This is a genomic window from Pseudonocardia sp. TRM90224 (assembly GCF_021245725.1).
GTDB lineage: Bacteria > Actinomycetota > Actinomycetes > Mycobacteriales > Pseudonocardiaceae > Pseudonocardia.
This window is the reverse complement of record NZ_JAJGSX010000001.1, coordinates 652,415-669,518: the sequence shown is the minus strand read 5'-3', so window position 1 is coordinate 669,518 and position 17,104 is coordinate 652,415. Positions and strand designations below refer to the sequence as shown.

Annotated in this window: 20 protein-coding genes; 3 read left to right on the top strand and 17 right to left on the bottom strand. The window is 71.9% G+C overall.

Features of this window, described 5'->3' with window-relative positions:
* The first annotated feature begins 54 nt into the window (after positions 1-54).
* Positions 55-813, top strand: a complete 759-nt coding sequence (locus tag LL648_RS02970) for a GntR family transcriptional regulator (protein ID WP_232660791.1) — start codon at positions 55-57, stop codon at positions 811-813.
* A gap of 71 nt (positions 814-884) precedes the next feature.
* Here LL648_RS02970 and LL648_RS02965 read toward each other — a convergent pair whose 3' ends face one another.
* The 9 genes from LL648_RS02965 to LL648_RS02925 form a co-directional block, all read right to left on the bottom strand.
* Entirely contained in the window at positions 885-1,700 is an 816-nt protein-coding gene (locus LL648_RS02965; protein WP_232660790.1) for a GNAT family N-acetyltransferase, read from the bottom strand.
* Positions 1,697-2,827: a M20/M25/M40 family metallo-hydrolase gene (locus LL648_RS02960; RefSeq protein WP_232660789.1), complete on the bottom strand. Its 1,131-nt coding sequence runs from the start codon at positions 2,825-2,827 to the stop codon at positions 1,697-1,699. Before LL648_RS02960 ends, LL648_RS02965 begins: the two co-directional genes overlap by 4 nt.
* Complete coding sequence (locus LL648_RS02955) at positions 2,824-4,218, bottom strand: serine hydrolase domain-containing protein (protein WP_232660788.1); 1,395 nt, start codon at positions 4,216-4,218, stop codon at positions 2,824-2,826. The genes LL648_RS02960 and LL648_RS02955 overlap by 4 nt, the downstream gene beginning before the upstream one ends.
* A gap of 852 nt (positions 4,219-5,070) precedes the next feature.
* On the bottom strand, positions 5,071-5,916 hold the full coding sequence (locus tag LL648_RS02950) for a M55 family metallopeptidase (protein ID WP_232660787.1): 846 nt from the start codon (positions 5,914-5,916) through the stop codon (positions 5,071-5,073).
* A gap of 132 nt (positions 5,917-6,048) precedes the next feature.
* A complete protein-coding gene (locus LL648_RS02945; protein ID WP_232660786.1) occupies positions 6,049-6,252 on the bottom strand; it encodes a DUF3073 domain-containing protein in 204 nt (67 codons plus the stop codon).
* 159 nt (positions 6,253-6,411) lie between these two features.
* Entirely contained in the window at positions 6,412-7,602 is a 1,191-nt protein-coding gene (locus LL648_RS02940) for an MFS transporter (protein WP_232660785.1), read from the bottom strand.
* 100 nt (positions 7,603-7,702) lie between these two features.
* Positions 7,703-7,867, bottom strand: coding sequence for a hypothetical protein (locus LL648_RS02935; protein WP_232660784.1), 165 nt, complete (start codon positions 7,865-7,867; stop codon positions 7,703-7,705).
* A gap of 316 nt (positions 7,868-8,183) precedes the next feature.
* Positions 8,184-9,257, bottom strand: a complete 1,074-nt coding sequence (gene ygfZ / locus LL648_RS02930) for a CAF17-like 4Fe-4S cluster assembly/insertion protein YgfZ (RefSeq protein ID WP_232660783.1) — start codon at positions 9,255-9,257, stop codon at positions 8,184-8,186.
* Positions 9,254-9,676, bottom strand: a complete 423-nt coding sequence (locus LL648_RS02925) for a Fur family transcriptional regulator (protein WP_308190232.1) — start codon at positions 9,674-9,676, stop codon at positions 9,254-9,256. The genes ygfZ and LL648_RS02925 overlap by 4 nt, the downstream gene beginning before the upstream one ends.
* Before the next feature lie 184 nt (positions 9,677-9,860).
* Here LL648_RS02925 and LL648_RS02920 point away from each other — a divergent pair, with 184 nt between their 5' ends.
* Both LL648_RS02920 and LL648_RS02915 read left to right on the top strand, forming a co-directional pair.
* Entirely contained in the window at positions 9,861-12,212 is a 2,352-nt protein-coding gene (locus LL648_RS02920; protein WP_232660782.1) for a DivIVA domain-containing protein, read from the top strand.
* Between the two features lie 45 nt (positions 12,213-12,257).
* Positions 12,258-13,013 carry a hypothetical protein gene (locus LL648_RS02915; RefSeq protein WP_232660781.1) on the top strand — a complete coding sequence of 252 codons (756 nt, stop codon included), beginning with the start codon at positions 12,258-12,260 and terminating at the stop codon, positions 13,011-13,013.
* Between the two features lie 2 nt (positions 13,014-13,015).
* Here LL648_RS02915 and LL648_RS02910 read toward each other — a convergent pair whose 3' ends face one another.
* The 8 genes from LL648_RS02910 to LL648_RS02885 form a co-directional block, all read right to left on the bottom strand.
* Positions 13,016-13,609: an FABP family protein gene (locus LL648_RS02910; protein WP_232660954.1), complete on the bottom strand. Its 594-nt coding sequence runs from the start codon at positions 13,607-13,609 to the stop codon at positions 13,016-13,018.
* Between the two features lie 29 nt (positions 13,610-13,638).
* Entirely contained in the window at positions 13,639-13,770 is a 132-nt protein-coding gene (locus LL648_RS43690) for a hypothetical protein (protein ID WP_255684294.1), read from the bottom strand.
* A gap of 84 nt (positions 13,771-13,854) precedes the next feature.
* Complete coding sequence (locus LL648_RS02905; RefSeq protein ID WP_232660780.1) at positions 13,855-14,154, bottom strand: DUF1416 domain-containing protein; 300 nt, start codon at positions 14,152-14,154, stop codon at positions 13,855-13,857.
* The gene (locus LL648_RS02900; protein ID WP_232660779.1) at positions 14,154-14,993 is read right to left on the bottom strand and encodes a sulfurtransferase; all 840 of its coding nucleotides are present in this window, start codon (positions 14,991-14,993) and stop codon (positions 14,154-14,156) included. The genes LL648_RS02905 and LL648_RS02900 overlap by 1 nt, the downstream gene beginning before the upstream one ends.
* Positions 14,990-15,463, bottom strand: coding sequence for a DUF4395 domain-containing protein (locus LL648_RS02895; RefSeq protein WP_232660778.1), 474 nt, complete (start codon positions 15,461-15,463; stop codon positions 14,990-14,992). Before LL648_RS02895 ends, LL648_RS02900 begins: the two co-directional genes overlap by 4 nt.
* Positions 15,464-15,521: 58 nt before the next feature.
* Entirely contained in the window at positions 15,522-15,596 is a 75-nt protein-coding gene (locus tag LL648_RS45690) for a putative leader peptide (RefSeq protein WP_374111976.1), read from the bottom strand.
* A 55-nt stretch (positions 15,597-15,651) separates the two neighbouring features.
* Positions 15,652-16,077 (bottom strand): thioredoxin family protein, encoded by a 426-nt coding sequence (locus LL648_RS02890; RefSeq protein ID WP_232660777.1) that lies wholly within the window; start codon positions 16,075-16,077, stop codon positions 15,652-15,654.
* Between the two features lie 76 nt (positions 16,078-16,153).
* A complete protein-coding gene (locus LL648_RS02885) occupies positions 16,154-16,942 on the bottom strand; it encodes an LmeA family phospholipid-binding protein (protein WP_232660776.1) in 789 nt (262 codons plus the stop codon).
* Positions 16,943-17,104: the final 162 nt, after the last annotated feature.

The following is a 17,104-nucleotide window of genomic DNA, read 5'->3' as shown; positions in this document are numbered from 1 at the left end:
CGGCCAACCTGTACGTCAATACTTTGTCCTGACAAACGACCTTCGGGGGTACTCATGTCGGAACGGACGGTGGGAGGTGGGTTCGTTCCCGACGTCGCGCTCGACCGCACCAGCCCCGTGCCCCTCTACTTCCAGGTCGCCACGCGGTTGCAGCAGCTCATCGAGGCCGGCGAGCTGCCGGTCGGCGGGAAGCTGGAGAACGAGATCGACCTCGCGGAGCGGCTCGGCGTCTCCCGCCCGACGATGCGCCGCGCGATCCAGTACCTCGTCGAGCGCGGGATGCTGGTGCGCCGCCGCGGGGTCGGCACGGAGATCGTGCACCCCAAGGTGCGCCGGCCCGTCGAGCTGTCGAGCCTCTACGACGACCTCGCGAAGACCGGGCAGCAGCCGCGGACCGAGATCAGGTCGTTCGAGGTGGGGCCGGCGCCCGACCACATCGCCGAGGCGCTCGGCATCCCGGAGGGCGCCGAGATCACCTGGTTCGAGCGGCTCCGCTACGCCGGCGGCGAGCCGCTCGCGATCATGCAGAACGCCGTGCCCGTCGCCGTCCTCGCGATCGACCGCGACGACCTCGTCTCGAACGGGCTGTACGAGCTGCTCCGCGCCGCCGGGTGCGTGCCGCGGATGGCGAACCAGGTGGTCGGCGCCCGCACCGCGTCGGCGGGGGAGGCGCGGGTGCTCGGCGAGTCGCGCGGCGCCCCGCTGCTGACGATGACCCGCACGGCGTGGGACGCGGCCGGGCGCGGCGTCGAGTACGGCTCACACATCTACCGCGCCGACCGCTACTCGTTCGAGCTCACCCTCACCATCTGACCCGAACTTCCCCACCGTTTTGGGTGGATGCGCGCCGAAATGGCGCGCATGTGCCCAAAACGGTGGGGAAGTCAGGGGTGTTCGAGCACGTAGGTGCCCGGGCTGGCGAGGCCCGTGATCGTGTAGCCGGCCGACATCGCCGGGAGCAGCGCCTCGCGGACGGCCGTGCGCCAGCGAAGTGCGAGCGCTTTGTCCCGCTCGCGCAGCGCCTCGACGTCGGCCGGCAGCTCCACGAGCAGCCGCGGGGCGTCCGGCGGCGCCGGGGTGAGGACCGGGCCGCCGTCCGCCGCGGTCGCGACGACGACCGCGCCGTCCTGCTCGGGGAGCCAGCCCCGCCCGGCGTGCTCGGCGGCGAGGTCCCAGCGGATGTGCAGGCGGTCGGTCTGATCGCCCGCGTTGACGGCGTCGGTCATCGGACCGTAGAAGTCGGGGAGGTACTCGTACGCCGTCGCGCCCAGTTTGTTGATGTTGAAGTGGGCGTTGCGCCTGATCAGCGGGTCGAACGTCCAGAGGATGTGCCCGATGCCGCGCTCCAGCGCCCACGCGCGCTGGTGCATCTTCAACGCGTAGCCGACCGAGCGGCCCCGCACCGTGGAGAGCACGCCGGTGATGTGGGAGTGCAGTGACGCCGGCCGGACGTGGAACGCCGCGGCGGCCCCGACGAGCTCGTCGCCGACGTACACGCCGGCCACGTAGCTGTCGGCGTGCGCCATCGCCCGCATCAGCTCCGCCGGCATCGGCTTGCCGGCCTCGTTGGGCCAGACCGCGTGCAGCACCTCCGCGGCCGCCGATGTCTCGGCCGGTGAGTCCAGAAGGTCGATCCGGACGCCGGCGTCGGCCGCCGCGCGCTCGGCGTCGGCGGCTGCGTCGGCGGCGAACCCGCTCACGCCTCACCCGCCTGCACCGCCGCCACCAGAGCCGCGAGCAACGCCGCCCGTTCCGGCATGGCCGCGATCGACACCCACTCGCCCTCCGCATGGGCGAGGTCGCCGACCGCGCCCAGCCCGTCGAGCGTCGGGATCCCGACGCCCGCGGTGAAGTTGCCGTCGGACGCCCCGCCCACCGCAACACCGTCGATGGGCCCGATCCCGATCCCGTCCGCGAGCCGCTGAGCTGCCGCGAAGAGCGCGGCGGACGAGGACGCGTCGAGCGGCGGCCGGTTCGGCCCGCCCTCGACCTCGACGCGAGCGCCGGGTTGGGTGGGGCGCAGCGCGTGGAACGCGGCGTCGACGCGAGCCTGCTCGGCCGGCGTCGCCGCTCTGACGTCGCAGGTCAGCTCGGCCCGTTCGGGCACGGTGTTGGTGGTGACCCCGCCGCGGCACACCGTCGGGGTCACCGTCGTGCCCTGCTCCGGGTCGGCGATCGCACTCGCGGCGAGGATCTGGTGCGCGAGCTCGACCGTGGCGTTGATCCCGCGCTCCGGCTCGAGACCCGCGTGCGCCGCATGCCCACGCACGACCACCCGGTAGAGCGAGACGCCCTTGCGGACGATCTTCAACGCCCCGCCCGCGCTGGCCTCCGTGACGAACGCGGCCCGCGCACCGGCCGCCTCCTCCTCGATCAGCGAGCGCGACGACGGCGAGCCGAGCTCCTCGTCGGAGGTCACCAGCACCGTCACGCCGGTGAGGTCGTCGAGAGTGCTCAGCGCGTGGAACGTCTGGACCAGCCCGGTCTTCATGTCGAAGATCCCCGGCCCGGTGGCGCGGTCGCGGTCGACCGTGAACGGCCACCGCGCGAGCGTGCCGAGCGGCCAGACGGTGTCGAGATGACCGACGATCAACACCTTGGTCGGGCCGCCGCCACGCCAGCACAGGTGCTTGCGCCCACCGCGCTCGATCACCTCGGGTGCCGACGGGAAGAGGTCGGCGGTCAGCTTCGTCAGCACGTCGGCGCACGCGGCGGTGGCGGCGAGGTCGTCGGAGGGCGACTCGCAGCCCACCAGCGCTGCAAGATCGTCCACCATCCGTCCGGTCGCCGCACGCAACCGCGGCAGCAGCGTCTCCACGCTCGTCATCGGGTCTCCCGTCCCGGCCACGGCTCCGCATCCGTGCGCGGGCTGACCCGCCCGCCGCTGTACGAGAACCCGAAACGCCCGTCGGGCATGCGGCCGAAGAACACCATCACGTCGCGAACACCATCGGTGACCTCCCCGGTGAGGAACCGCACCGAGTCGCCGTCGCCGTCGGCCGGCAGCCAGGACGTCGGCCTGCTGTCGTCGTCGAGCGTGGCGGCCATCGAACCCGGCCGGGTCGAGACGGTGACCTGGATGCCGGCGCCATCGAGCCGAACGGTGATCGTGATGTCGCGGTGCTGGTAGATGCCCTCGACACCGGGATCGACGGGGAACGGCTCCGCGGGCAGGTCGGGTGGCGGCGGGGTCGGAAGGCCGGTCAACTCGGCCAGCAGCGGCTCGACCAGCTCACGCAGCACCACACCGGCGTGCGGGCCGTTGGTGAGCAGCGCGATGACCGTGCCGGACTCCGGATGCACGCGCAGGAAGGCGTACTGCCCGATGGTGCCGCCGTTGTGCCCGAGCACGATGCCGTCGCCGCGCTCGTAGAGACCCCACGTGAGCCCCATCGCGCCCAGCTGCAGCCCGCCCGGCACCCCGACCGTGCGTTCGCGCATCGCGAACACCGACTTCTCGCTGAGGATCCGGGTGCCGTCGGCCGCAACGCCGCCGGCGATGTGCATCCGCCCGAACGCGACGAGCCCCGCCGTCGTGAGCATCGGGGTGGCGCCGGCAGGTGTTGCCGAGACCGGGAGGCACCACAGCGGAGCCGGTACGGGCGGCGTGCCGACGTGCCCGACGGCCGAGCGCCGCATGATCGCCTCGGCCGCGGTGGTGCCGCCCTCGACGCCCAGCGGCTCCAGCAGCTGCTCGCGCAGAATGGTCGCGTAGGGCGCGCCGTGGTGCAGCTCCAGGATCCGGCCGAGCACGGTGAACCCGCTGTTGCAGTAGGAGAACATCGCGCCCGGCGTGTGCAGCTGCGCGGCATCGGCGAGGACCTCGACGTAGCGGCGCACGGCGTCGTCGGTCCCGAGCTCCTCGAAGACGTCCCCGTCGAACCCGGCGGTGTGCGTGAGCAGCTGCCGGATCGTGACCGCCTCGGCCGCGAGCTCGTCGGAGAGCGTGAACTCCGGGATGTGCCGGCGCACCGGGTCGTCGAGCCCGAGCACACCGCGGTCGACCAGCTGCATGATCAGCGTGCCGGTGAGCACCTTGGTCACCGAGCCGATCTGGAACCAGCTGTCGGTCGTGGCCTTGGCGCCGGTACCGAGGTGCAGCACCCCGCCGGCCACCTCGACCAGCTCGTCGCCGACGGCAACGGCCAGCGCCGCACCGGGCACGCCGCTGCGCTCCAGCACCGCATCGAGCCGTCCCTGCAGATCGTCGAACATCATCCCGACACCCCCATCGGTCGAGGATGTCATCTGCGGATGCCGCTGTCCTTCTTCGGAAGGACAGCCGTGGTCCACTCCCTCCGGGGTTGGGGGAGGGAGCGAAAGCACGACCTACTCGCGAGCAGGATGCGTGCGCAACGCACACGTGGCCAGGAAAGCCACGTTCCTGGCACCACCGGACAGGAAAGTGCTGTCAGGTGAATCGCCGCAGCCTTCGGATCCACGGTGCGCACCGTCGAACCGGCCGCCGCCGCGCCGGGCAGGGTCAGCAAAGTGGCTGTCAGGTGAATCGCCGCAAGCCCTGGGTCGACGTTGCACACCGTCGACACACCTTGCACGTGGCCGGCCATGTGCAACGCACACCCACGGTATGCAACGTCGACCCCACCCGGTCCCACGACGAGCGGTCGGCCACCTGCCCCGGGGTGCAGGTGGAGGGCAGGAAAGCCACTTTCCTGCCCTCACAGGGCCTGAAAGTGGCTTTCCTGCCCTCGCGTGCGCAACGCACACACCCCAGCCCCAGCACGGCCCCGCGGATGCGTGCGCAAGGCACTCCCGACCGCCCGGCGGGCCGGGCCGCGCCCAGCACGGATTCACATCCCTCGTCGCGGCCCGGAGGGTCATGGCGGACTTTCCTGACCTTCCCTGCCAGCCCATCGCGCCAGCGTGCACGCCGGATGGGTGCGGGAGGCACACGTTGCCCGCCTGCCGCAGCAGCCGGGCCGAAGGCTCGAACGAACGGCACTTTCGTCCAATAGGTGTGGACGAAAGTGCCGTTCGTTCACCGATCCCACCGCGGCCGCACCCCCTCAGCCACCCACCCGCACTCGGCCCCGGCTGGCCCGCCCGCCTTCACAGCCGCTGCATCAGCCCGAGCTGGGTACGGGCGGCCCCGGCCGCGATCTGGTACCAGACGTTGACGAGCCCCATCAGCTCGTCGGGATCCGCCAGCTCACGCCGCACGGAGAGGTGCCCGACCCGTTCGGCGCCCGGCACCTGCGCGGCGAGCTCGGCCGCGGTGGCGATCTGGAAGTCGACCTCCAGCACCAGCTCGTCCGGCATCCGGACGGGCGTGAGCCGATCAGCCGCTGCCACCGCTCGGGCCGCAGCCTCCCGCACCTGCGCGCGTGCGGCCGCGGGGTGGAGGCTGTTGGTCGCCGTGCCGCCCTCGGCGCGCTTGACCGCGACCGTGACCGCGCCGGGCAGCTGCGTCTCGGCGAGCGCGCAGATTACGTCGTCGCCCGTGACGAGACCGACCGGTACCTGGTGGGCGCCCGCCGCGAGAGCGGTCACATCGGCCTCGGAGGCGCAGGCCTCGTTCACCCGGAAGCCGGTGAAGAACGACGAGAATGTGTGCGAAAGCACACCCGACACGCCGGCCGGTGCGTGATAGCCGACGAGCATGGCGATGTCGTGGTCGCCGTTGAGCCCGTGCGCCATGCATTGCGCTTTCGGTGTACCGAAGATCAACCGGGCACGCTCGTCCATCGACTCGTGCAGCAGGTTGTCCATCGTCCCGTGCGAGTCGTTGACGAGCACCTCTTCGGCTCCGGCGTCGAAGGCACCGGCGATCACCGCGTTGGTCTCCGCCGTCATCAGCTCCTGCGCGCGCAGGTAGCCGCTGCCGCCACGGATCACCTGGTCGAGGGTCGCCACACCGGCGATGCCTTCCATGTCGACCGACACGTACACGCGCACTGCGAGCCCCCTCGTCTCCCCCGTGAGGACTCCACGCACGCACTTGGCCGATGCGCCACGTCAACCCGCTGACGTCGGAACAGTCGACGTCAGCGGGTCAGCGGGTCGAGATGGATCCGCGCGAGGTTGGACTCAGCGCCGGCCGTAGCCGCGCGTGTCGTCGTCCTCGTCCGGGGGCGCATACGGGTCGTTGTAGTCGTCCTCCGCATCCCCGTCGCGGAGTGCCGTCCCACTGCCGATCTCACGCTGCAGAGCGTCGAGATCCATCGTGGGGGAGCTGTACTTGAGCTCACGGGCCACCTTCGTCTGCTTGGCCTTGGCTCGTCCGCGCCCCATGGCTGGTCCCCCTTACAACAGGGAAGGGGCGGCCGGATTGTTCGGCGGCCCCATTCATCTCATCAATGTCCTGGTGCCCACCGTACCTTGCGAACCGCCCGGTGTGCGACGTGGCACCACCGGTGTGACGACATAGGTGGCCACCAGCCCGGTTCCTCGTTAGCTCGATCGGGTGGTCATGGCCGGTTCGGCGAGACCGCGCAGCGCCAACAGGGCGGCGGCCGCCGCGATAGCACCCATCAGGAGCATCGCCGGCCAGCCCGTGAGCTGTGCCACGAGGCCGCCGAGCGCCGGTGTGACGGCGGCTGCCACGTAGTTCGCCGTGTTGGAGACGGCCATCGCCGTCGCTGCCCTGCCCTCCGGTGCGAGCTCGCCCGCCGCCGTGAACACGAGGCCGTTCCAGCTGATGGCGAGCGCCGCAGCAGGCACGAGTACGACCGCGAGCAGTGGCGCGGGTCCGCCTTCCAATGCAGCCGAGAGCGCCCACGTGAGGGCCACCGCGAGCGCGACGATCCGCAGCGGCCCGATCCGGGCCCGTGCGCGGTCGGACCACACCCCGTTGCCGAGCCGTCCTGCCGCACCGAGCACCTGGGTCAGCGCAAGCAGGCTGCCGGCGAGCGCGAGCGACATGCCGGCGCCATCATGCAGCACCTCCACCATGAAGACGGAGCCGAGGAACTGCGGGACGACGAGGAGGAAGCCGGCGAGGCTCAGTCGGAGCAGCCGCGTGTCGGCGAGCACCGCACGCATCCCGGCTGCCGGCGCCCGGTCGCGGGTGCGGACGCCGGGCGGCTCCCTGATCCAGATGACGACGGCGACGGCCGCGAGCAGGCAGCAACCCGCGAGCACGCCGAAGACGGCAGGGACACCGCCCCCGGCGGCGACGGCCGGCAGCGCGACAGCGGCCAGAGCCGCGCCGATGGGCACCGACGTCTGGCGGATGGCCATCGCCATGCCGCGGTGCGTCGAGGGGAACCAGGTCAGCACGGCACGGCCGCTCGCGGCGTTGACCGACGCGCCGGACGCGCCGGCGAGCAGCAGGAGCGCCCCGGCGACCAGCGGGGACCGCACGAACGCGACCGCCCCCAGCGCAACCGCGGCGCCGAGCAGCCCGACGGCCATCACGCCGCGTTCGCCGAAGCGGTCGGCGGCGCCACCCCACGCGATGAGCGTGCCGACCAGCCCGACCGAGATGACCCCGATCAGCGCGCCGACCTGGGCGAGATCGAGGCCGAAGTGGTCGCGGAGGGCCGGCGTGACGGCGGCGAGGCCGAGGAAGTAGGTGGCCGTCGCGGCTTGTGCGAGCGTGCCGACGGCTAGAACAACCCATCGGTAGGTAGCAATGCTCACCGCCAGGACGGTACGCCTGCATCCCGCAGAGCGAGAGATCTGTCTCAGATGGTGGACGAGGTGGGGGCGAGCGCGTCCCCACCTCGTCCCTGCGATCAGGTCACCGGCACGGGGTGCACGAGACCGGGCTGCCGTTGTGGACGCAGCAGACCTTCTCCTTGCCGCCGCCACACGACTCGCGCCAGCAGACGACCGCTTCGGCAGTCGTCTTGGGTGCAACCAGCTCCAGCAGTTCGTCGGCGACCTTCTTGACCAGGCTCTGCATGACCCCTCCAGTGTTGGATCGACGTGACGCCGGCGACATTAACTCGCAATTCCCGCTCTATCGAGCGGGTCTTCCCTTGATCGAATCCAGATCTGGTCAGAGCATCGATCAAGATCGCATGTTTGCAATCATCTCGCAGGTAGACGGATGCATCGAGCGATGACGGCGAGTCCTGGTGCAAGCGCATTCAGTGATTGGAGACAAATGTGTACGGCCGCTTACCACTGTGTATCGGTCAGCCTGGAAGGAAGCTGAAAGGAATGACCAGTGGTTTCGCGTGCAACAAGTGACGAATACCGGCCATGCGTAACGCGAATCAGCCGCGCAGGCCGCCGCGCATCTGGGCAGCCCGGCCGGGCTGCGGTGCGGTGTCCTCCGGCGGGACGGACGCCGGGTCGATCGCGGCCGGAGCGCTGCGCTCGTCAGCGCCGGCGGTGAGCTCGGCATCGACCGGCACCGTCCGTTTGACCAGCGCGAGTGCCACCGGTCCCAGCTCGTGGTGCTGGACGACGGTGCCCACCCGCCCGACCGTCCGGCCTTCGCGAACGACGGGGTCGCCGGCGACGGGGAGGTGGTCGTCGCCGGAGTCGAGGTGCAGCAGCACGAGGCGGCGCGGCGGCTTGCCGAGGTTCGCCACCCGCGCGACGGTCTCCTGCCCGCGGTAGCAGCCCTTGGTGAGGTGCACGGCCGAGCCGATCCAGCCGACCTCGTGCGGGATCGTCCGGTCGTCGGTGTCGAGCCCGTTGCGCGGCCGCAGAGCCTCGACGCGTAGCGCCTCGAACGCCATGGTCCCGGCGGGCCGGGCGCCTGCCGACGAGAGCCGCTCCCACCACGTGGACATGCTCTCCCGCGGCACGACGACATCGGCGGCGTCGGCCCCCGGCCACGGCATGCGCCGGACGAACCCGCCGCCATCGACGGCGACGACGTCGAGCTGTTGCCGCGGAACCGGCAGCCCGGCCGCGGTGAGGACCGCGGGCGTTTCCGGGCCGACGACGCTGAGCACGGCGAGTTCCGCGCTGGCGTCACGCGGCTCGACCTTCGCCCAGAACACCATCTTCTTGAGGTAGTCGAGCAGCTCGGGCACCTCGACGGCGTCGGTGTCGAGGTAGACGGTGTCGCCGGTGCTCGCGACGCCCATGTGGTGCAGCACCCTGCCGTTGATGTCGAGCACCAGCGCCTCGGTGCCGGTATCTGCGGGCAGCTCGGAGACGTGCTGGGTGAGCAGGAGGTGCAGCCAGCTCAGCCGTTCCTCGCCGGGTACGGCGATGACGCCGCGGTGGCTGCGGTCGACGACGGCCGCGGCGCGCGCCATCGCACGCTGCTCGGCGAGCGGGTCGCCGCGGTGCGCGGGGACGGCGGCGTCCGGGTCGGTTGCCGGGATCGTCATCGGGCGTTCGCCGCCCGGCAGTCGCCGCACTGGCCGGACAAGGCCACGTGGGTGACGTCGAGCTCGAACCCCGACTCCTGGCGCAACCTCGCGGCGAGCGCGTCCATCAGCTCGGTGGGGGTCTCGCTCACCTCGCCGCAGCTGTGGCACACGAGGTGGACGTGCTGGTGCTCCCGCTCGGAGTAGGTGGGCGCGCCGTGGCCGAGGTGGGTGTGGCGGACCAGACCGATCCGCTCCAGCAGGTCGAGCGTCCGATAGACGGTGGTGATGTTGACGGCGGGCGCGGCGCGTTGCACCTGCGTGCAGATCTGCTCCGGCGTGGCATGACCGAGCTCGCGCACGGCGTCGAGGACGAGCTGGCGCTGCGGGGTCATGCGGAGGCCGCGCTCGTGCAGCGTGCTCCGCAGTGAGGTGTCCACATACCGATGGTAGGCCGTCCGATGGGGTGGTGCCCCGAGACCGATGAGGGTGGTCCGAAACACCGGGCAAGGAAGATCGGCCCAGGATCGGTATGCTCCGTCAGGGTGAACGGCCGTGGCAGAGGGCGGCGCGTACCTACTCTCAGCAAGTACACGGTCGCGAGCAAGGTCGGGGAGGGGAACGATGACGAATGACGTGGGCGGCTCAGGGCCCCCTCGGTTCGACGTCGTTCTCCGCGGATACGACCGCCGGCAGGTCGACGAGCACGTCGCACGCCTCCAGCGCATCCTCTCCAAGATGCGGGCCGACCTCGCCGTGGCGCGCAGCCAGCCGCTGCCCGTGGTCACCCCGGCCGCCGACCGCAACAAGGCGGCCGAGCTCGTCGCGCAGGCAGAGAAGGACGCCGCGATGATCCGCGGCAACGCGAAGGCGGAGGCCGACAAGGCACGCGCCGAGCTCGCGGAGCTGAAGCGGCAGCGCGACCAGCTCAAGGCCGATCTTGCCAGCATGCGCGGCCAGATGGAGCCGATGCTGGCGGCATCGACGATGGAGCGGGCGTCGCACGACATGGGCCCCCGCCGCCCGGGCCAGCCGCAGCAGGCGGGCCAGCAGAAGCTGCCCCAACCGTCTCAGCAGCAGGGCCACGGCCAGTCTCAGCAGCTTCAGCAGCCGCAGAAGCAGCCGAACAAGCCGCAGCAGCCCGCCCAGGCTGCCCAGTCGGGTAAGCCCGGGCCCGGGCAGCAGCAATCCGCCCCGCAGCAATCCGGCCCGCCGCAATCCGCCCAGGGGCAGCCCACGCAGGCCCAGCCCGTCCAGGCCCAGCCGGCCCAGCCGCAGTCCGCCAAGCCGCAGTCCGCCAAGCCGCAGCCCGCCGGCGCTCAGCCGCCCGCCGGCCCACGCCCGACGCCGCAGCAGGCCTCGCCCCGCCCGGTTCCGCAGCCGACCTCGCAGCCGGCCCCCGCGGCGCCGCGGCCGATCGCGTCCCCGGCGCCGGTGGCGCCGAAGCCGGTGAAGGTCTCGCCGATCGGCGCAAGCCCGCAGGGATACGGAAAGCCGGCACAAGGTGCCCCGCAACAGCAGCCGGCCGCCGCGCAGGCGGGTCAGCCGCAGCCGGGTCAGGCCCAGCCCGGACAGGGGCAGCCGGGACAGGCCCAGTCGGGAAAGGCTCAGCCGAGCCAGGGCGCCCAGGCGCCGGGTCAGCCCGGCCAGGGCAAGGCGGGCCAGCCCGCCCCCAGCCAGCAGGCGCCCGGCCAGCAAGGCCCGCAGCAGCAGGGGCACACCCAGCAGGGGCAGAACCTGCAGGGCCCCAAGAACCAGCAAGGTCCGGGCCAGCAGGGTCCGGGCCAGCAAGGTCCGCAGGTGCACGGGCAGCAGCACGGGCCGCAAGGCCCGCACCAGCAGGGTCCGAACCCGCAGGGGCACGGGCCGCAGGGCGCCAAGGGGCAGGGTCCGCAGAACCCGAACCCGCAGAACCCGAACCCGCAGGGGCCGCACGCCGCCGCGAAGGGCCAGCCAACCCAGCAGGGCCAGATGCCGCAGGGTCAGCAGGGCCCGAACCAGCAGAACGTCACGCATCAAGGTGCGAAGCCGCAAGGTGGGCAGCAGGCTCCCGGCCAGCAGGATCAGAAGGGCACGGCCAGCCAGTCGCACCCGGGCATGGCTCCGCCGGCCCAGCAGAACCCGGCCCAGCAGAACCCGGCCCAGCAGAACACCGGTCAGCAGGGCCTGCCGGCTCCTGGTCCCGGTGGGTCGCGGCCGCCGTCGCCCGCCCGGCCGGGCCATCCGCAGCAGGGCCAACAGAACCAGCAGAACCAGCAGGGCCAGCAGCCCGGGCGCAACCCCGGCCAGCCGGCTCAAGGCGCGCCGAGTCCCGCCACCCCCTCGCCGAACCCCGCGCAGCGTCCCGACGCGCAGAACGGCACGCCGACGGCCATGCTCGCGACCACCGAACCGGCACCTCCTCGGGGTGCCCCGGCGGCACCCGAGAGCCCGGAGACCGCTGCGGTGCCGACGTCGTTCCCCGGCCACCCGCAGCCCGGCGAGAGCTCGCAGTCGATGCGGCCCCGCGGTGAGGCGACACCCGTGGCGGCCGACCTGTTCCAGCCGACGGGCGAGCAGGGGAAGATCGAGCCACGGACGTCCGCCGTGGCCCGCCGCCCGAATGCGGCCGCCGCGGCCATCCAGGGCGCCCGGTCGTCGGGTCCCGTCACCGACGGCGACGCGACGCCCGCCTACCGGTCGCAGGGCGTCGAGTCGACGATGAAGGTCAACCCGGTGCGCAACGGGTCGGGGTCGGGCGTCTTCGCCGCACCCCCGCTGCCCGCCCACCCGAACGGGAACGGCCACGTCACCGGCCAGCCGAACGGCCATCCCAATGGTCATGCGAACGGCCACACCAACGGCCACACGAACGGCCACACGAACGGCGGCGGTCCGCCCCAGCGCGACCCGCGCGCCGCGAACCCCCACCCTGCGCCCAACGCGAACGTCCCTTACGGCAAGAACCGATCGCCGTCTTCGTCACGCTCCGGATGAGCCCGGTCGCGTAGCGTTACTCCAAGTGGCGTACGGTGCGCGCTTATGCAGCTGCCATTCACGGCGGACGTGCTGATCCCGCTATATGCGGGCGCGGGTGCGGTGGTGCTCGGGCTCGTCCTGCTCGCCGTACTGGTCGTGCGTGCGCGCCGACGGCGCCGCGCCCCGGCCGGCCCGCAAGTGGAGCCGTTGAACACAACAACGCCCGCTCCGCCGCTCACTCCGCCGCCGGCCGCGGCTCGGGGGATCGACGCCCCGATCTCGTCGCCCCTGCTGCTGGAGCGTGTGTTGCGCCCGCCGGAGTCGAAGGCGCCGCCGCCCACCCCGCCCCCTGCGGTGCCCGAACCGCGGGAGTCGGCTGCCGCACCGGAGCGGGCGCCGGAGAAGCCGGCAGACCCATCCGTACCGCCCGGGTCGAACATGTCCGTCGCCGCAGCTGTCGCGAAGGCACTGGCCGTCCGGACCGCCGCGACTGCCGCGGCCGCCGCCACCGGTGTCCCGCAGCAGCCCTCGACGAGCGAGCGCGCCGCCGGCCTGCGCGGTGACGCTCGCGACCGCCTGCTCGCCGTGCTGCTCGACGACCCCGCACGTGCCGTCGGCGCCACCATCGACCTCGACGCCTGCCGGGCGCAGCTCGACCGCCTCTCCGCCGCGGTGAACCACGAGCGTGCCGTGCTGCGGGCCGTGCTCCGTCGGCTGGCCGGCACGGGCCTGCGCCCCGACCAGCTCGCCAAGCTGGCCGCGCTCCCGCTCGACGACGTGGTCGAGCTGCTCGGGCAGGACACCCAGCGCTCGGCGTGACCCTAGCCCGCGATGCGGCTCAGCCTGGCCGAGAGGTGCGGCTGCAGCTGCTGGCCCATCATCGCGCGCTCGTCGACGTAGGCGAGGTCGCCGCCCTCGACGAGCCCGTACAGCCGGTGCGACGCGGTGACGTCCTTGGCGCTCGACGTGCGCACCACGGCGTCGGTCTCGATCTCCCACGACGTGAGGTTGCGCGCGCGGCCGTAGAAGATCTCCGTGATGCCGGATGCGTGCGTGAGGATCACTTCCAGCTCGCCGTCGGGCTGCGGCCGCCAGAAGCCGGTCTCCCTCGCCGCGGCCCTGATGATCTCGCCGTCCGGCCCGAGCAGCCACGAGCGCGACTCGTAGGAGAGGAACGGGCGCCCGTCGTGCGCGAACACGATCTGCTGGCCGAACGTGTACGGCCCCTCGATCGTCGGGTAGACCGATTCCCCGGCCCCGCGCCACACGCCGACGAGCGGCAGCAGGCCGAGGCACTGGTCGTGCAGGCTGGGCCCTTCGCGCAGGTTGGCGGTGTCGTCCGGCACGGGGAGGTCGTCGAAGCGCGGCCGGTTGCGCCGCGGTGAGTCCGGAGCGGCGTTCGTCGGCCCGGGCATGGTGCTGGGCAGTTCGGATTCGGGGCCGGTCATGGCGTGGGCTCCACAGGTGCGTCGGGGGCGGCCGGTTCGGCGGTGAACAGCCGCCGGAGCAGGTAGCCGGTGTAGACGACGATGCCGGCGCTGACCGCGATCAGCAGGCCGGTGAATACCCAGTGCACGGCGGGGAAGCGTAGTCCGCGTAGGCGCGGTGCACAGCGAACGGCCCCCGCGCGAGTCGCGCGAGGGCCGTTGGCAATAGCGGTTCAGGCGACCGCGATCTCCGCCCGGTGCAGGCCCGGTGCGTCGGCCGTCAGCTCCGTCTGGCCGTTGCCGCTGCGCGAGAGAGCACGCACCGTCCACGTGCCCGGCGCGGCGAAGAAGCGGAAGTCGCCGCTCGCGGACGAGACGACCTCGGCGGTGAACTCGCCGGTGTCGTCGAGCAGCCGGACGAACGCTCCGCCGACGGGCTGGCCGTCGGCGACGACGCGCCCGGTCAGCACGGTCTCCTTGGTCAGGTCGGTGCCGGGCGGGAGTGCCACGGCCTGGTCAGGTGCTCCACACATCAGGCACGCGCTCCCAGCTCGATCGGGACGCCGATCAGCGAGCCGTACTCGGTCCAGCTGCCGTCGTAGTTCTTGACGTCGCCGTGGCCGAGCAGCTCGTGCAGCACCACCCAGGTGTGCGAGCTGCGCTCGCCGATGCGGCAGTACGCGATGGTCGCCTTGCCGCCGTCGAAGCCCTCGTCGCCGTAGAGCTTGGCGAGCTCCTCGTCGGAGCGGAACGTGCCGTCCTCGTTGGCCGCCTTGCTCCACGGGATGTTGATCGCCGTGGGGATGTGGCCGGGGCGCTGCGACTGCTCCTGCGGGAGGTGCGCCGGCGCGAGGATCTTGCCGGAGAACTCGTCGGGCGAGCGGACGTCGACGAGGTTCTTGTTGCCGATCGCGTCGACGACCTCGTCGCGGAAGGCGCGGATCGAGACGTCGGCGTCCTTGGCGGTGTAGGTGGTGGCGGTGCGCTCGGCCACGTCGGTGGTGAGCGGGCGGCCGTCGAGCTCCCACTTCTTGCGCCCGCCGTCGAGCAGCTTCACGTCGGCGTGGCCGTAGAGCTTGAACTGCCAGTAGGCGTAGGCGGCGAACCAGTTGTTGTTGCCGCCGTAGAGCACGACGGTGTCGTCGGCCGAGACGCCCTTGCTGGAGAGCAGCTGCTCGAACTGCTCCTTCGTGACGATGTCGCGGCGCACCGGGTCCTGCAGCTCGGTGGTCCAGTTGATCTTGACGGCACCGGTGAGGTGGCCGCCGTCGTACGCGGTGGTGTCCTCGTCGACCTCGAGGAAGACGATGCCCTCCGTGCCGAGGTTCTTCTCGGCCCATTCGGTGGTGACCAGGACGTCCTGGCGGCTCATGCGGTGGCTCCTTGCTTGTTGACGGATTGACGGAGGCGGACGATCAGTGCGTACATCTCGCAGCCGAGGCAGAACCCGAATGCGGCGTTGAGGAATGCGGCTACCAGCGCGAACGCCGTCGCGATGATGCCGAGCACGGTCAGGCCGGTGAAGAAGCCGACCGTGCCGGCGACGGCGAAGACGAAGCCGACGAGCTGGGAGAACCGGACCGGCGCCGCGTCCTCCCTCTCCGACGGCGGCCCGAGCCGGCGCGCGACGAGCGAGCGGAAGAGCACGGAGTACGGCGAGAACCGCATCCCCGCGAAGGCGCCGAGCGCGAACACGACACCCTGCGCGGCGAGCAGCCATCCGCTACCGGACAGCAGCACCAGCGCGAGCACGACCGTCGTCAGCGCGGCGGCGAAGCGCACCCCGCGCGGATCGACGGGTGGGTCGGTCTTGGAAGTGCCAGAGGTGCCAGACGTGGACATACGAGGGCTCCTGAGGGTGAACGGGAGTGCGCGGCCCGATGGGGCGCGCACGGGACACTCAGGAAGCCAGACACAGGCAGCTGCCGACGCGGCACAGATCGACTGCGCGTCGTCGGGTCAGCGGCCAGAACACGGGACCGAGGGTAACCGAGTCTTCGCGATTTCGGGAGCGTGTGGAGTGCTACGCCTCACTGGGAGGCCAGCTGACCGGCGAGCGCGGTCTCCAGTTCGGACGTTCGGGGGACCCCGGAGACCCGCAGCAGCTCGACGCCCGCACGGTCGAACGCGACAACGGTCGGGGTGCGCATCACGTCGAGCTCGCGTGCGACGTCGGGGCGGTCGGCGACGTCCACCTCGCGGTGGACGATCCGCGGCTCGCGCCCTGCCAGCTCGGTGAGCAACGCGGCCGTCTGCCGACACGGCGTGCAGACGGGGGAGGAGAGCTGGAGCAGCAGCACTCGCTGGTCGGGCGCCGGTGCGGCGCCGGTCAGCGCCCACCCGCCCGTCGCGGCGCCCCCGGTGCGCAGCTTGCCGTTGCGTGCGCGCAGGACGAACCCGATGGCCGTCGCGAGGGCCAACGCCACGACCAGCACCAACAACCCCGTCCAGCTCACCCCTGCACCAACCCCCACCCGGCGGCAGCAATTCCTGCCCTCGCGTGCGGGACGACCACGGCAGGCCCCGCGCGGTCTACGGGTTGGTGGTCGCCGCCGCCCCGAGCGTGAGGTTCTCCGCCACCCCGCTGACGACCAGTGCGCCGTTGTCGGCGCGTAGGGCGATCGGGACCACCTTCAGCGGCAGCGAGCCGGGGTCGACGGTCACCGTGAACGTCTTCTGCAGCGTGCGCTGGATGGTCGCCGGCAGCGGCGGGGCGTCGGTGCCGCCGAGCCGGATGTCGCGGGGCACGATCTGGGCCTTCTTGTCGACGAGCTGCAGCACGGCGATGACGGAGACCTCGACCTCCTTCCCCATCAGGGTGGTCGTGCCGACCAGGCGGGCCGCCTTCTCGGTGTCGATGACGGAGAGCGTCTCGTCGCCGCCGTCCTCCATGGCCGCCTCGAGCGCCGCGAGGTCGATCGTCTCGATCCGCAGGTCCTCGATGCCCGGGATCATCGTTTCGAGATCCTTCGCCGGGATCCGGATGGTGCCCTCGGCCTCGCCGACGACGAGCGACTTGGGGCCGGACCCGAGCAGCATCGACAGCGGTGCGTCGACCTCGCGCAGCTGCGCGGTGACGTCGACCGACTTCAGCTCGCCCACCTTGATGCGGTTGGCGACCACGTCGACGCTGCCGTACTGGCCGGAGATCGCCTGGGTGAGGAAGGGGAAGCCGTTGATGCGCACGGAGGGGTCGTCGTCGAGCCCGATCTGCTCGCGCATCTGGCGCGACACCGCCGATTCGGCGAGTGCGGCCGCGCCGAAGTCCGCCGCGACCAGCAGCCCCGCGAGCACGAGCACCGCGATGATCAGGCGCCTCATCCGACCTCCGACCCTGCCTACCGACGACCTGCCGGTGAACCCCCGACCGTAGAGCTGCGCCTTCCGGCGCTTTCACCGGGTAGGCGTGACCTGCGCCGCGCGGCTCCTCGGATCCGCCCGTACCCGGCTATCCTGCATCGATCCACGTATCGGTGCTCCGAC

Bases quoted from the DNA above. Each gene is read 5' to 3' on its own strand.
- LL648_RS02970 (WP_232660791.1), top strand. From the start codon at position 55: ATGTCGGAACGGACGGTGGGAGGTGGGTTCGTTCCCGACGTCGCGCTC.
- LL648_RS02960 (WP_232660789.1), bottom strand. From the start codon at position 2,827: ATGACGAGCGTGGAGACGCTGCTGCCGCGGTTGCGTGCGGCGACCGGA.
- LL648_RS02955 (WP_232660788.1), bottom strand. From the start codon at position 4,218: ATGATGTTCGACGATCTGCAGGGACGGCTCGATGCGGTGCTGGAGCGC.
- LL648_RS02945 (WP_232660786.1), bottom strand. From the start codon at position 6,252: ATGGGGCGCGGACGAGCCAAGGCCAAGCAGACGAAGGTGGCCCGTGAG.
- LL648_RS02935 (WP_232660784.1), bottom strand. From the start codon at position 7,867: ATGCAGAGCCTGGTCAAGAAGGTCGCCGACGAACTGCTGGAGCTGGTT.
- ygfZ (WP_232660783.1), bottom strand. From the start codon at position 9,257: ATGACGATCCCGGCAACCGACCCGGACGCCGCCGTCCCCGCGCACCGC.
- LL648_RS02920 (WP_232660782.1), top strand. From the start codon at position 9,861: ATGACGAATGACGTGGGCGGCTCAGGGCCCCCTCGGTTCGACGTCGTT.
- LL648_RS02915 (WP_232660781.1), top strand. From the start codon at position 12,258: ATGCAGCTGCCATTCACGGCGGACGTGCTGATCCCGCTATATGCGGGC.
- LL648_RS02910 (WP_232660954.1), bottom strand. From the start codon at position 13,609: ATGCCCGGGCCGACGAACGCCGCTCCGGACTCACCGCGGCGCAACCGG.
- LL648_RS02905 (WP_232660780.1), bottom strand. From the start codon at position 14,154: ATGTGTGGAGCACCTGACCAGGCCGTGGCACTCCCGCCCGGCACCGAC.
- LL648_RS02900 (WP_232660779.1), bottom strand. From the start codon at position 14,993: ATGAGCCGCCAGGACGTCCTGGTCACCACCGAATGGGCCGAGAAGAAC.
- LL648_RS02895 (WP_232660778.1), bottom strand. From the start codon at position 15,463: ATGTCCACGTCTGGCACCTCTGGCACTTCCAAGACCGACCCACCCGTC.
- LL648_RS02885 (WP_232660776.1), bottom strand. From the start codon at position 16,942: ATGAGGCGCCTGATCATCGCGGTGCTCGTGCTCGCGGGGCTGCTGGTC.